Source organism: Aeromonas sp. QDB62 (genome assembly GCF_027705695.1).
In the GTDB taxonomy this organism is placed as follows: Bacteria; Pseudomonadota; Gammaproteobacteria; order Enterobacterales; family Aeromonadaceae; genus Aeromonas; species Aeromonas allosaccharophila.
The window spans coordinates 61,707-74,968 of record NZ_JAPDCD010000005.1; the positions used below are offsets into that span (position 1 = coordinate 61,707).

Consider the following 13,262-nt stretch of genomic DNA (forward strand, 5'->3'; position numbering starts at 1 on the left):
TTCACAAGAGGTCGCCATTCTAGAGAGATGCCGACTGTCCGATTACAATAAGCAGGACTATAAACATCAAAAATCGGACATATGGCCTTTATTCTTCCCGATCACCCTTTTGACCCCGACCAGCTGACGGGCAGCGTGATCGGCATTGCCTCCGCGCTCGGCTGGCACGACTCGGGCCTGCATCAGCATCGGCGCCATCAGCTGCTGTTCGCCCAATCCGGCTGCATGACCATGGAGCTGGAAGGTCGGGTCTGCCTGCTACCGCCCACCCGCGCGGCCTGGCTGCCAGCGGGCACCACCCATCGGGTACTGATGCGTGGTGTCGTCGCCTACCGCTCCCTCTACTTCCAGCCACACCCCGAGTTGCCCGCCACGGTGGAAGTGCTGGCGGTCAATCCGCTGCTGCACGAACTGATTGAACGGATGGCGCTCTGGCCGTGGGACAAGCCGCAAGAGCAGCAACAGCGGACGGTGGCGCTGTTTATGGAAGAATTGAGGCTGGCGCCGCGAGAGTCATGGCAACTACCGCTGCCGACCGATCCCAGACTGGGCGACTGGCTACAGCAGTTGAAGCGTGGGGATGCCCTGCCCGATCGGCTCAACCGGCTGGCCGAACGGGTGGGTGCCAGTGACAAGACCATTGGCCGCATCTTCATGCGGGAGACCGGCATGAGCTATCAGGCGTGGCGTCAGCAGTGGCGGCTGTTGCGCGCCATGGAGTTGCTGGCAGAAAGCGAGCCCATCAGCCGGATTGCCGCTGCGCTGGAGTTCTCCAGCGACAGCGCCTTCATCAGCTTCTTCAAACAACATACGGGGCAGACTCCCTTACGCTATCTCAGCTCTCGGGGTGAGTCGCCACTGCCTGACTCGCCTCCACCACCAGGGTATCCAGCGCCAGCGGTTTGAGATTGTGCAGCGCATCCTGCACCACGGCATGGGATGCCTGTTGCAACTCGCTCTGCACATCTTGCTCCAGCCGGGCACTCTCCAGCTCGGGCCGCGGGTTCTCGTTAGCCATCACGTTCAGGCTCAGGGCACTCACAATCAGGGTAGCGATCAGGCTTTTCATCTGGTTTGCTCCGGTATGGTTGAGATGACCAGATAGCTATTCCAATAGTTGTGCCAATCCTCATGCAATTAATAACATCATGATTTTGTTTAAATTAACTATCTTGCGATACCAAATTGAGTCGCAAAACGCATTCCGCTCGGTCATTTTTAAACCAACAGTTGGTGCTTTTAACCACGCTTGATTTTTGCACCATGTTCCACGTGGAACGTCCCATCTTTTTGATCGACACCCGCTTTTAAACTGAGCTATGGTGCTACATCTTCGTAACTGACTCTGGATCTGTCACCGAATGGAATTTTCCTTGTTCGGCGAGAAGTTCACTCGCCACGCCGGTATTACCCAACTCATGGATGACCTCAATCAGGGGCTGACCAATCCGGACGCCATCATGCTGGGTGGCGGCAATCCGGCCCCGATCCCCGCCATGCTGGAACGCTTTCAGGCGGAAGCCAAGAGCCTGCTCGACAACGGCGAGCTGGTCAAAGCGATGGCCAACTACGACGGCCCACAGGGCAAAGACAGGTTCACCAAAGCGCTGGCCGCCCTGCTCAGCAAGGAGCTGGGATGGGATATCTCGGCCCGCAATATCGCCCTGACCAACGGCAGCCAGAATGCCTTCTTCTACCTGTTCAACCTGCTGGCCGGTGAATTTGCTGATGGCCGCAAGAAGAAGGTGCTGTTCCCGCTCGCTCCCGAATACATCGGCTATGCCGACTCGGCGCTGGCCGACGACTACTTCGTGGCCTACAAGCCCACCATCGAGAAGCTGCCCGATGGCCAGTTCAAATACCACGTGGATTTCGAGAGCCTGCAGGTGGGTGACAATATCGGGGTGATCTGCGTCTCCCGCCCGACCAATCCCACCGGCAACGTGCTGACCGACGAAGAGATCGAACATCTCGATCAGATCGCCCGCGACAAGGGGATTCCGCTGCTGATCGACAACGCCTACGGCGTCCCCTTCCCGGGCATCATCTTCAGCGAAGCCAAACCGTTCTGGAACGCCAACACCATCCTTTGCATGAGCCTCTCCAAGCTGGGATTGCCGGGCACCCGCTGCGGCATCGTCATCGCCGACGAGAAGATCATCCAGGCCATCACCAACCTCAGCGGCATCATCAATCTGGCGCCGGGCAGTCTGGGACCCGCCATCACCATCCCGATGATCGAGAGCGGCGATATCATCACTCTCAGCGAACAGGTGGTGAAACCCTTCTATCAGCAGAAGGCGGAGCTGGCGGTGCAACTGCTGCGCGAAGCGATCCCCGACCCGCGCTTCCATATCCACAAGCCGGAAGGCGCCCTCTTCCTCTGGCTCTGGTTTGAAGGCTTGCCGATCCACTGTCAGGAACTTTATGAGCGACTGAAAGCGAAGAACCTGCTGATCGTGCCGGGTCACTACTTCTTCCCCGGCATCGATGACCCCGAGTGGCGCCACAGTCAGGAGTGCATCCGCCTCAACTACTCCCAGAGCGAGGAGCTGGTACGCCGCGGCATCGCCATTCTGGCGGACGAGATCAACACCCTCTACGCTGGTTAATCCAATCCAGCGATACAAAACAGAAAGGCCTGCAGATGCAGGCCTTTGTTGTTTATCGCGATCCGGTTTGCTTAACCGGGCAGCGCCAGCTGGTCGGGTTTACCGATGGGGATGGCGCGGGGCTTGAGCGCCTCCGGCAGTTCGCGGGCCAGGTCGATGGTCAGCAAACCATGCTCCAGCTTGGCGCCCTGCACTTCCACGTGCTGACTCAGCTTGAAGGCCAGCTCGAAGTCACGCTCGGCAATCCCCTGATGGAGGAACTGGCGCTCACCGGCCGCCGCCCCTTTGCGACCCTTCACCTTGAGGGTGCCGTTTTCGGTCTCCAGCTCCAGCTCTTCGCGCTCGAAGCCAGCCACGGCGACCGTGATGCGATAGCCATCCTGATCGCGCTTTTCAATGTTGTACGGGGGGTAAGCGGCGGTCTTCTGCTCGAACAGACCTTCCAGCTCACGGGCCATCCGCTCGAAGCCGACGGCATTGGAATAGAGATGAGAAAAATCGAGGTTACGCATAATCCTATCCTTCTAATAAGCAACAGGTTCAACTCTCCACAGGCCCGTCATCGGCACCCGGGAAATTTTAAAATCGCAGTGAATTCAGTCTATCAGCCGTTGATCTCAATCTTGCGCGGCTTCATCGCCTCGGGCACTTCACGCACCAGTTCGATGTGCAGCAAGCCGTTTTTCAGGTCGGCCCCTTTCACCCGCACATAGTCGGCCAGCTGGAAGCGGCGCTCGAAACCACGCTCGGCGATCCCCTGATAGAGATAGTTGCGCCCGGTGTCGGCCTGCTTGTTGCCCTTCACCGTCAGCAGATTTTCCTGGAAGCTCAGCTCCAGCTCTTCCTGGGTAAAGCCCGCCACCGCCATGCTGATGCGGTAGTCGTTGTCACCCAGCTGCTCGATGTTGTAGGGGGGATAACCGGCATTGCCATTGCTGGCCGCAGATTCGATGAGATTGGCCAGACGATCGAAACCAATGGCTGAACGATAGAGCGGAGAAAAGTCGATAGAACGCATAGTATTACCCTCTTGTGAGCGATAACGGATTGTTTGCCCTCCTGGTGGACGGGCGTCTGGTCGAAACCTCTGTCGAGCGTTCCGGCCTTGTTACCTATATAGGGGCTCACTTTTTCCTTTCAAGGGGATTTTTTCAAATTTTTTAAATGGCCGCGCCGACCTTTAGCACATCAACCTGTTGGCCCGATTATGCTGATAATCGACCCGTGGGCCACTGATGGCAACTCGCTCCGCCCCCCATAATTGGTTGCATATCCACCAGCCAATATGGAGCCTCCCATGAAGATTACCCAGGTTCGTAACGCCACCCTGCTGCTCGACTATGCCGGCACCCGCTTTCTGATCGACCCCATGCTCTCGGCCAAAGGGGCCTTCCCCGGCTTTGAGGGCACCGCCAACAGCCAGCTGCGCAATCCGCTGGTCGAGCTGCCACTGCCGATCGATGAGCTGGTCGATGTGGATGCCGTTATTGTCACCCACGACCATCCCGACCACTGGGATGATGCCGCCAGAGCCCTGATCCCCAAACATCTGCCGATCTTGGTACAACATCAGAAAGATGCCGATGCCATTCGTGCCAGTGGCTTTGAGGATGTGCGCCTGCTGAGCGACCAGCCCGAGTTTGCCGATATTCGCCTGCAGCAGACCGGTGGCCAGCACGGCAGCGATCAACTGATGGAGGTACTGGGCGAGCGCATGGGAGAGGTGTGCGGCGTGGTCTTCTCCCACCCCGATGAGCAGAGCCTCTATCTGGCCGGTGATACCATCTGGCATCCCTCGGTCGAGCAAGCCCTGCAACAACATCAGCCCGAGGTGGTCATTCTCAACTGCGGCGATGCGCAGGTGCCCGGGCTCGGTTCCATCATCATGGGCAAGGAGGATGTCGCCGCCGTATATCAGGCCGCACCGCAGGCCACGCTGATCGCCAGCCATATGGAGGCGGTCAACCACGCCGTGCTGTCACGTCAGGAACTTCATACCTATCTGACCGAGCGAGGCATGATGGATCGGGTGCGGATACCGGCGGATGGCGAGGCTCTCTCGCTGTAACTGACTGGGCCATGCCGAACAGCGCGCATGGCCCTTCGGCTTTCACTGCCGAACGCTTATGATGAGTGGTCTGCGCGCAGAGAGGAGCCAACACCATGACCACCCCGATCGTTGCCGTGGTGACCTTCGATCACTTCAGCCCTTTTCACTGCGCCGTCCCCTGCCTCATCTTCGGCGATATTCTGCCGGGCCAGCCGCTGTTCGAGCTCAAGATCTGCTGCGGCGATGGCAACCGTCACGCACACTCGGCACAAGGCTTCACCATTCAGGCCTCCTATGGGCTGGAGGTGCTGGCCGAGGCGGAGATCATCATCATCCCCTTCTGGCACGACCCGGCTGCACGGCCACCGGCGGCGCTGATCGATGCGCTGATCGCAGCCAGAGCCAGAGGTGCCCGGCTGGTCGGGCTCTGTCTCGGCACCTATGTGCTCGCCTATGCCGGGCTGCTCAATGGTCGCAAGGCATCGACCCACTGGGAGTACGAACAGGATTTCTGCCGCCGCTTTCCCTGCGTGCAGCTCGATACCAATGCCCTCTACGTGGATGACGATGGGCTGGTCACCTCGGCAGGCACCGCCGCCGAACTGGACTGCTGCCTCTATCTGGTGCGTCAGTACCACGGCTCGGCCATCGCCAACAAGGTGGCACGGCGACTGGTGATCCCGCCCCACCGCGAAGGGGGTCAGGCCCAGTTTATCGAACAGCCGGTGCCCACCTCCACCCGCGATGTCCGGATGAACCAGTTGCTCGATCACCTGCGTGCCCATCTGGCCGAACCCCATACCCTGGATTCTCTGGCGGCCCACACCCTGATGAGCCGACGCACCTTTACCCGCCGTTTTCATCAGGCTACCGGCCTCTCGGTGGGTGAATGGCTGCTGGCGGAACGGCTCAGGCGCAGTCAGGAGTTGCTTGAAGTAAGCGGCCATTCCATCGATCGCATCGCCGAGCTGGTCGGCTTCAAGAGTGCCACCTCCCTGCGCAATCACTTTCGCGCCCGCTTTGCCATCTCCCCGAGCGAGTGGCGGCGATCTTTTCGCGGCCATAACTCCTGATAATGCCCGCTGTACCCACTCTCCTCGCTATGGCAGGCTAACCAGAGATCATGAGGAGTCATACCATGTCCCGTTCCGAACGCCTGCTGGCCCTGCTCCAGCTGCTGCGCGGTCACCGCTACGCCATCACCGGCGCTGAACTGGCCAGCCAGCTTGGCATAAGCCTACGCACCCTCTATCGGGATATCGCCACCCTGCAGGCGCAAGGTGTCCATATCGAGGGCGAACCGGGTATCGGCTATGTGCTGCGTCCCGGCTTCATGCTGCCGCCACTGATGTTCAGCGAGGAGGAGCTGGATGCGCTGGTGCTAGGTTCGCGCTGGGTGGTCGCCCACGGTGACAAAGCCTTGAGTGCATCAGCCAGCAGTGCGCTGGCCAAGATAGAAGCTGTGCTACCCGCAGACTATCGCCAGCAGCTCCAGAGCAATGCCCTGCTGATCGGCACCTCCCGAAGCGATAGCCTCACCGATGAAGCCCCATTACGCAGCGCCATCCGCCAGCAACGCAAGGTGACCCTGAGTTATCGTGACCTCAAGGAAGAGAGCTCTGAGCGCACCGTCTGGCCCTTTGCCCTCGGCTACTTCGATCAGGTGCGAGTACTGGTGGCGTGGTGCGAACTGCGTCAGGGCTTTCGCCACTTTCGGGTCGATCGCATCACCCGGATGCAGCCGGAAGATTGCCGCTATCCCAAAAGCAGAGAGAGCCTGCTGAAAGCGTGGCGCGCCACCCAGCAGATCCCGCAGCCGAAATTCATTGCTGACAGAAACTGACAGCAGGTAGCGCCATGCTGACTGGGTCGGCGCCAATGCGCCATCTCATAAGCAAGGAGCATCACCATGTTAGTCCCCCAGTTCACCATCCTCTACGTTGCCAACCCGACCCGCAGTGCGCTCTTCTACCGCGAGCTGTTCGGGCGTGAACCGGTGGAAGAGTCACCTACCTTTGCCATGTTCGTATTCGAGTCAGGCGCCAGACTGGCGCTCTGGTCCAGTACCACCGTCGAGCCAGCCGTTACCCAAAGTGCTGGCGCCATGGAACTGGCCTTCTCGCTGCCTGATGAAACCAGTGTCGATTCTGGCTTGTCAGAGTGGCAGGCTCGTGGCCTGACCATCATCCAGCAGCCGACCCGGATGGAGTTTGGCTATACCGGCATGGCTCTTGATCCCGATGGCCATCGACTGCGACTCTACTGCCTGGCACCAGTACTGAGCTGAGTTATAACCATCAACACCAAGCGGTTTCATGTTTCATGTTTCACGTGGAACGTGCCATTTCCCCGCCCCTGAAAATGAAAAAAGCCGCTCACAAGGAGCGGCTTTTTGCTGTCTGACTGCGTCGATTAGACGTCGAGGTTGGCCACGCGCAGGGCGTTGGTCTCGATAAAGTCACGACGGGGCTCTACAGCGTCACCCATCAGGGTGGAGAAGAGCTGGTCAGCACCGACGGCGTCGTCGATGGTGACGCGCAGCATGCGACGGGCTTCCGGATCCATAGTAGTTTCCCACAGCTGGTCCGGGTTCATCTCACCCAGCCCTTTATAGCGCTGGATGTAGATACCGCGCTTGCCTTCGCTCATCAGCCAGTCGACCGCTTCCACGAAACTGGCAACCGGTTTGACCTTCTCGCCACGCTTGATGTAACCACCTTCCTCGATCAGGTTGGCGATCTCCTTGCCCAGCGAGACCAGTTGACGGTACTCGGAGGATTGCAGGAAGTCGTAGCTGAGCGGGTATTCGCGGTCGACACCGTGCTGACGTACCACGGCGTGCGGCACGAACAGGCTGCGCTCTTCGTCACGACGAACCTGGATCTGGTACTGGATACCGTGGTTGCTCTCGTTGAGCACGGCTTCCATACCCTGACACCAGGCCAGCAGATCGCTCTCGCTGGCCAGCAGCGCTTCGTTCAGCTCCGGCTGATAAATCAGCTGGGTCAGTACGGCATCCGGCGCGCGGCGGGACATGCGGGTGATCAGGTGAGACACGGCGCGGTGCTGGTTGACCAGACGCTCCAGCGCCTCGCCACCGATGGCCGGGGCAGATTCGTTGACGTGCAGGGTTGCACCATCCAGCGCCATGGCGGTCTGGTACTGCAGCAGCGCATCTTCGTCTTTCAGATACTGCTCCTGCTTGCCCTTTTTCACCTTGTAGAGCGGCGGCTGGGCGATGTAGACGTAGCCACGTTCGATGATCTCCGGCATCTGACGATAGAAAAAGGTCAGCAGCAGGGTTCGGATGTGCGCACCATCGACGTCCGCATCGGTCATGATGATGATGTTGTGGTAGCGCAGCTTGTCCGGGTTGTACTCGTCGCGACCGATACCGCAGCCCAGTGCGGTGATCAGGGTGCCCACCTCTTGCGAGGAGATCATCTTGTCGAAACGGGCCTTCTCTACGTTCAGGATCTTGCCCTTGAGCGGCAGGATGGCCTGGTTCTTACGGTTGCGACCCTGCTTGGCGGAACCGCCAGCAGAGTCCCCTTCCACTATGTAGAGTTCGGACAGCGCCGGGTCTTTTTCCTGACAGTCAGCAAGCTTGCCGGGCAGACCGGCGATATCCAGCGCGCCTTTGCGGCGAGTCAGTTCGCGAGCCTTGCGGGCCGCTTCACGGGCACGGGCCGCATCGATGATCTTGTTGACCACGATCTTGGCATCGCCCGGGTTTTCCAGCAGGAAGTCGGCCAGCTTCTCACCCATCGCCTGTTCAACGGCGGTCTTCACTTCGGAAGAGACCAGCTTGTCTTTGGTCTGGGAGGAGAACTTGGGATCCGGCACCTTGACGGAGATAACGGCAATCAGACCTTCACGTACGTCGTCGCCACTGGCGGCAGACTTGGCCTTCTTGCTGTAGTCCTCTTTATCCATATAGGAGTTCAGAGTACGGGTCAGCGCGGTGCGGAAGCCAACCAGGTGAGTACCACCATCGCGCTGCGGGATGTTGTTGGTGAAGCAGTAGACCCCTTCCTGATAGGCGTCGTTCCACTGCATCGCCACTTCAACGCCGATGCCATCCTGCTCGGTGGTGAAATGGAACACCTTCGGGTGGATCGGGGTCTTGTTCTGGTTCAGGTATTCAACGAACGCCTTGATACCACCCTCATAGCAGAAATGCGCCTCGCGGCCATCACGCTCGTCCAGCAAGCGGATTGAAACACCGGAGTTGAGGAAGGAGAGCTCACGCAGGCGCTTGGCCAGGATCTCGTAGTGATACAGGGTATCGGTAAAGATGGTCGGGCTCGGCCAGAAGCGAACCTCGGTACCGGTGCCGGTGCTGTCGCCAATCTGCTTGAGCGGCGCCTGCGGCTCACCCAGATGATAGGTCTGCTCGTAGACGTGGCCGTTACGACGAATGGTCAGCAACAGCTTGTCAGAGAGGGCGTTAACTACCGAGACACCCACGCCGTGCAGGCCGCCGGATACCTTGTAGGAGTTGTCATCAAACTTACCGCCAGCGTGCAGCACGGTCATGATGACCTCTGCGGCGGAGCGGCCCTCCTCCTCGTGCATGTCTACCGGGATACCCCGGCCATTGTCACGCACAGAAACAGAACCGTCGGAATGGATCTTGACCAGAATATCGGAGCAGTAGCCAGCGAGCGCCTCGTCAATGGAGTTATCGACGACTTCGAACACCATGTGGTGCAGACCCGAGCCATCATCCGTATCGCCGATATACATCCCCGGGCGCTTGCGGACCGCATCCAGGCCCTTCAGCACCTTGATATTCGAGGAGTCGTAAGTATTTTCACTCATAGCTTACTCTCTGCCTTCTCTAACGTTTCGGAGATTTTACCCTGTTCCACGTGGAACAACTTGCAGTCATTCGCATCCATCATGTCTGCGAGCTGACCGGTATCGATGGCGGTGATAAACACCTGGGACGCACACTGCTTCAGCCTTGCGGCCAGCAAACGGCGCTTGTCGACATCCAGTTCAGAGGCAAAATCGTCAATTAAAAAAATACAGCCACGGCTGCTATGTTGATTCAAATAGAGCCCTTGGGCCAATCGCATGGCGCAGACCAGCAACTTCAGCTGACCCCGGGACAAAATATCCTGAGCGGGCACCCCGTTCGCCTTGAGGCGTACATCGGCTTTCTGTGGACCGACACCGGTATAGCCCAGCGCCCGATCCCGCTCAAACCCCGCCTCCAGCAGATCGCCGAGGGGAGTATCTTTCTCCCAGCCCCGGTAAAAGCCGAGACTGATATCGAATTCCGGCAGAAAATCCGCCGTCATCTCCTTGATCAGGGGCGTAATGGCCTGACAATAACTGGCGCGAAACTCGGCCAGCTCACCACCAAGCCGCACCAGTTCCTGATCCCAGAACGCCAGCTGGCGGTACTGGGTGCTCTGGCGCAGCAGCGCATTGCGCTGTTTCAGCAGCCGCCGCACTCGCCCCCACAGGGCAAAGAAGGTCGGCTCCTGATGGAAAACGCCCCAATCGAGCCAGGCGCGGCGAGCCTGAGGCCCGCCCGTCAGCAGGTTGAAACCATCGGGATGGATCAACTGCACCGGCAACAGCTCCGCCAAATCGGCCAGCCGCTGGGCCTGCGCCCCGGCAATCTTGAGCTGGGTCTCGCCACTCTTGTCTTTGGCAAGACCGATCGGAACCTGACGCCCCTCCAGTTCGCACTGGGCAAACAAGGTAAACGCCCGCTCCCCCTGGCGGATGACCCGCCCGGTCAAATGAGTGCGAAAGGAGCGCCCCAGACCAAGGTAGTGAATGGCTTCCAGCACGCTGGTCTTGCCGCTGCCATTGCACCCGACCAGAATGTTGAGACCGGGCGACAGCTTGAGACTGGCTTGCTGGATATTGCGAAAGTCGCTGAGCTGGAGTTTGACCAGGGACACGACTAGATCCGCATCGGCATCACCACGTACTGAGCATCCTGATGTTCAAAATCCTCAATAATGGCACTGCTGATGGAATCGCTCAGGCTAATCCGAATTTGGTCACATTTTAACGTATTCAGCACGTCGAGCACATAAGAGACGTTAAAGCCGATCTCCATCTCGCCAGCGGCATATTGTACGTCAAGCAGCTCTTCAGCTTCTTCCTGTTCCGGGTTGTTGGCGGTGATGCGCAGCAGGTTTTCCTGCAGATTGAGACGCACCCCACGGAATTTCTCGTTGGAGAGGATGGCGGCACGGGCAAATGCCTGACGCAGATCCTCGCGCCCGGCGATCAGGGCCTTGTCGCTGTTGCGCGGAATGACGCGGCGCCAGTCCGGGAAGCGGCCATCCACCAGCTTGGAGGTGAAGATGAAGCCGTCCAGCGCAGCACGCAGGTTGCTGCGACCAATCTGCAGCCGCACCGGCTTGTCTTCCGCTTCCAGCAGACGCACCAGCTCCAGCACACCTTTACGGGGCAGGATAACCTGATGATCGGGCAGCGATTCCCCGACTACCTCGCGGCGGCAGGTGGCCAGACGGTGACCATCGGTCGCCACGGTACGCAGACCGTGACCTTCGCTCTCGAACAGCATGCCGTTCAGGTAGTAGCGCACGTCCTGGCTGGCCATCGAGAACTGGGTTGCATCGATCAGCTTTTTCAGCTCCAGCTGGCTGATATCGAACTCGAGCACGGATTCCCAATCCTCAATGTTCGGATACTCGGTCGCTGGCAGGGTCGAGAGGTTGAAGCGGGAGCGACCGGATCGGATGATCAGGCGCTCGCCTTCGGTATTGAGACGGATCTCGGCGCCTTCCGGCAGACCACGGCAGATATCCAGCAGCTTGCGCGCCGGTACTGTGGTGCGGCCATCTTCACTGGCCCCGTTCAGATAGACCTGACCGATCATCTCTACTTCGAGATCGGTACCGGTCAGCGACAGCAAACCGTTGCTGACATCAAGCAGCACGTTGCCGAGGATCGGCAGGGTCGGTCGGCCGCCGAGGGCGCCGGACACCAGTTGCAGAGGACGTAACAGGGCCTCACGGCTAATTTCGAGCTGCATCTGTGCTCTCCGTTGTTATCAGGAGGAAAGGGTTCGGATCAGGTTGGAATATTCGCGCTGCATCTGTCCACTCCGTTCCGTTATCAGGAAGAAAGAGTACGGATCAGGTTGGAATAGTCCTCCTTGATGTCGTGACTCTCCTCCTTCAGCTGCTCGATCTTGCGGCAAGCGTGAAGAACGGTAGTGTGGTCACGGCCACCAAAGGCATCACCTATCTCCGGCAAACTGTGGTTGGTCAGCTCCTTGGCCAGTGCCATCGCCAGCTGACGCGGACGGGCAACAGAGCGGGAACGCCGCTTGGAGAGCAGATCCGCCAGTTTGATTTTGTAGTACTCCGCCACCGTCTTCTGGATGTTGTCGATGGTGACCAGCTTCTCCTGCAGTGCCAACAGATCGCGCAGCGCTTCGCGCACGAAATCGATGTTGATGGCACGACCGGTGAAGTTGGCGTTGGCGATCACCCGGTTGAGGGCACCTTCCAGTTCACGGACGTTGGATCGCAGACGTTTGGCGATGAAGAAGGCCACTTCGTCCGGCAGATGAACCTGGTTCTCGTCGGCCTTGCGCATCAGGATCGCGACGCGGGTCTCGAGCTCCGGTGGTTCGATCGCCACGGTCAGACCCCAGCCGAAGCGGGACTTGAGGCGATCCTCGACACCGTTGATCTCCTTCGGATAGCGATCCGAGGTCAGGATGATCTGCTGGTTACCTTCCAGCAAGGCATTGAAGGTATGGAAGAACTCCTCCTGGGAGCGCTCCTTGTTGGCGAAGAACTGGATATCATCGATGAGCAGGGCATCGACGCTGCGGTAGTAACGCTTGAACTCTTCAATGGCGTTATTTTGCAGCGCTTTCACCATGTCCTGAACAAACCGCTCGGAGTGCATATAGATGACTTTGGCATCTTTTTTACTCTCCTTGATGGCATTGCCAACGGCGTGCAGCAGGTGGGTTTTACCCAGGCCGGTGCCGCCATAGAGGAACAGCGGGTTGTAAGCACCACCCGGATTGTCCGCTACCTGACGGGCAGCCGCACGCGCCAACTGGTTGGACTTACCCTCGACGAAATTCTCGAAGGTATAGTTCACGTTGGTGTTGCTCTTGTGGTTCGGCTCTGGCTTGGTTTCAGCCTTGCGTTCCCAGCTCTTCTGCAAGTTATTCACAGGCGCGGCCCCTTGCACTGGCGCTCTGGCGACAGCGACGGGATGGGGACGATTGCCTATATCAAAACGCAGGGTGGGGCCGTCGACCCCATAGAGTTCATTGATGATGCCGTTAACCCGGATGAGATACTTATCTCGTACCCAGTCCAGAACAAAGCGATTCGGTGCATACAGGGTTAGAGTATTGTCACTCAACTCCGCTTGAAGCGGCCGGATCCACATGCTGAATTCTGCCGAGGGCAACTCATCTTGCAGCCGGTTAAGGCACTGCTGCCATAGCGAAGCAGTCACTCTAAACTCCTGTCGATTGATTAACTAAAGACCGGCTATTCTACGTTTTTAGCCGCCGGATCTCCAGCCGTCGCCCGGTGGATCCGGCAAATAAGATCCTTGACTTTCAAGGATCC

At 58.8% G+C, this 13,262-nt stretch carries 13 protein-coding genes; 6 read left to right on the forward strand and 7 right to left on the reverse strand.

The window, feature by feature from the left end:
• Positions 1–81 precede the first annotated feature (81 nt).
• A complete protein-coding gene (locus OKC27_RS03975) occupies positions 82–906 on the forward strand; it encodes an AraC family transcriptional regulator (protein WP_182938584.1) in 825 nt (274 codons plus the stop codon).
• Here OKC27_RS03975 and OKC27_RS03980 read toward each other — a convergent pair.
• Positions 836–1,069, reverse strand: coding sequence for a hypothetical protein (locus tag OKC27_RS03980; RefSeq protein WP_075112307.1), 234 nt, complete (start codon positions 1,067–1,069; stop codon positions 836–838). The genes OKC27_RS03975 and OKC27_RS03980 overlap by 71 nt on opposite strands.
• 292 nt (positions 1,070–1,361) lie before the next feature.
• Between OKC27_RS03980 and OKC27_RS03985 the strand changes: the two genes are divergently transcribed.
• Positions 1,362–2,612, forward strand: coding sequence for a valine--pyruvate transaminase (locus OKC27_RS03985; protein WP_182938583.1), 1,251 nt, complete (start codon positions 1,362–1,364; stop codon positions 2,610–2,612).
• Between the two features lie 71 nt (positions 2,613–2,683).
• Here OKC27_RS03985 and OKC27_RS03990 read toward each other — a convergent pair whose 3' ends face one another.
• Together OKC27_RS03990 and OKC27_RS03995 are read right to left on the reverse strand one after the other, a co-directional pair.
• The gene (locus OKC27_RS03990) at positions 2,684–3,124 is read right to left on the reverse strand and encodes an Hsp20 family protein (RefSeq protein WP_042656871.1); all 441 of its coding nucleotides are present in this window, start codon (positions 3,122–3,124) and stop codon (positions 2,684–2,686) included.
• Positions 3,125–3,216: 92 nt separating this feature from the next.
• Positions 3,217–3,630 (reverse strand): Hsp20 family protein, encoded by a 414-nt coding sequence (locus OKC27_RS03995; RefSeq protein WP_005339298.1) that lies wholly within the window; start codon positions 3,628–3,630, stop codon positions 3,217–3,219.
• 279 nt (positions 3,631–3,909) lie between these two features.
• Between OKC27_RS03995 and OKC27_RS04000 the strand changes: the two genes are divergently transcribed.
• The 4 genes from OKC27_RS04000 to OKC27_RS04015 all read left to right on the forward strand — a co-directional run bounded on the left by OKC27_RS04000 (position 3,910) and on the right by OKC27_RS04015 (position 6,949).
• Positions 3,910–4,680 (forward strand): MBL fold metallo-hydrolase, encoded by a 771-nt coding sequence (locus OKC27_RS04000; RefSeq protein WP_182938582.1) that lies wholly within the window; start codon positions 3,910–3,912, stop codon positions 4,678–4,680.
• 95 nt (positions 4,681–4,775) lie between these two features.
• Positions 4,776–5,735 carry a helix-turn-helix domain-containing protein gene (locus tag OKC27_RS04005; RefSeq protein WP_270805960.1) on the forward strand — a complete coding sequence of 320 codons (960 nt, stop codon included), beginning with the start codon at positions 4,776–4,778 and terminating at the stop codon, positions 5,733–5,735.
• 65 nt (positions 5,736–5,800) lie between these two features.
• Positions 5,801–6,505: a helix-turn-helix transcriptional regulator gene (locus tag OKC27_RS04010; RefSeq protein WP_270805961.1), complete on the forward strand. Its 705-nt coding sequence runs from the start codon at positions 5,801–5,803 to the stop codon at positions 6,503–6,505.
• 66 nt (positions 6,506–6,571) lie between these two features.
• Positions 6,572–6,949, forward strand: a complete 378-nt coding sequence (locus tag OKC27_RS04015) for a VOC family protein (RefSeq protein WP_182938579.1) — start codon at positions 6,572–6,574, stop codon at positions 6,947–6,949.
• Between the two features lie 125 nt (positions 6,950–7,074).
• On the opposite strand, the gene gyrB is transcribed toward OKC27_RS04015, so the two are convergent.
• From gyrB to dnaA, 4 genes are all read right to left on the reverse strand, one after another.
• Positions 7,075–9,486, reverse strand: coding sequence for a DNA topoisomerase (ATP-hydrolyzing) subunit B (gene gyrB, locus OKC27_RS04020; RefSeq protein ID WP_182938578.1), 2,412 nt, complete (start codon positions 9,484–9,486; stop codon positions 7,075–7,077).
• Entirely contained in the window at positions 9,483–10,586 is a 1,104-nt protein-coding gene (gene recF, locus OKC27_RS04025; protein WP_005339305.1) for a DNA replication/repair protein RecF, read from the reverse strand. Before recF ends, gyrB begins: the two co-directional genes overlap by 4 nt.
• 2 nt (positions 10,587–10,588) lie before the next feature.
• Entirely contained in the window at positions 10,589–11,692 is a 1,104-nt protein-coding gene (gene dnaN, locus OKC27_RS04030) for a DNA polymerase III subunit beta (RefSeq protein WP_005339306.1), read from the reverse strand.
• An 83-nt stretch (positions 11,693–11,775) separates the two neighbouring features.
• The gene (gene dnaA, locus OKC27_RS04035) at positions 11,776–13,146 is read right to left on the reverse strand and encodes a chromosomal replication initiator protein DnaA (RefSeq protein WP_042063291.1); all 1,371 of its coding nucleotides are present in this window, start codon (positions 13,144–13,146) and stop codon (positions 11,776–11,778) included.
• Between the last annotated feature and the right edge of the window lie 116 nt (positions 13,147–13,262).

What these genes read in the sequence shown, in the direction of transcription:
- OKC27_RS03975 (WP_182938584.1), top strand. Translation starts at nt 82, where the DNA reads ATGGCCTTTATTCTTCCCGATCACCCTTTTGACCCCGACCAGCTGACG.
- OKC27_RS03980 (WP_075112307.1), bottom strand. Translation starts at nt 1,069, where the DNA reads ATGAAAAGCCTGATCGCTACCCTGATTGTGAGTGCCCTGAGCCTGAAC.
- OKC27_RS03985 (WP_182938583.1), top strand. Translation starts at nt 1,362, where the DNA reads ATGGAATTTTCCTTGTTCGGCGAGAAGTTCACTCGCCACGCCGGTATT.
- OKC27_RS03990 (WP_042656871.1), bottom strand. Translation starts at nt 3,124, where the DNA reads ATGCGTAACCTCGATTTTTCTCATCTCTATTCCAATGCCGTCGGCTTC.
- OKC27_RS03995 (WP_005339298.1), bottom strand. Translation starts at nt 3,630, where the DNA reads ATGCGTTCTATCGACTTTTCTCCGCTCTATCGTTCAGCCATTGGTTTC.
- OKC27_RS04000 (WP_182938582.1), top strand. Translation starts at nt 3,910, where the DNA reads ATGAAGATTACCCAGGTTCGTAACGCCACCCTGCTGCTCGACTATGCC.
- OKC27_RS04005 (WP_270805960.1), top strand. Translation starts at nt 4,776, where the DNA reads ATGACCACCCCGATCGTTGCCGTGGTGACCTTCGATCACTTCAGCCCT.
- OKC27_RS04010 (WP_270805961.1), top strand. Translation starts at nt 5,801, where the DNA reads ATGTCCCGTTCCGAACGCCTGCTGGCCCTGCTCCAGCTGCTGCGCGGT.
- OKC27_RS04015 (WP_182938579.1), top strand. Translation starts at nt 6,572, where the DNA reads ATGTTAGTCCCCCAGTTCACCATCCTCTACGTTGCCAACCCGACCCGC.
- gyrB (WP_182938578.1), bottom strand. Translation starts at nt 9,486, where the DNA reads ATGAGTGAAAATACTTACGACTCCTCGAATATCAAGGTGCTGAAGGGC.
- dnaN (WP_005339306.1), bottom strand. Translation starts at nt 11,692, where the DNA reads ATGCAGCTCGAAATTAGCCGTGAGGCCCTGTTACGTCCTCTGCAACTG.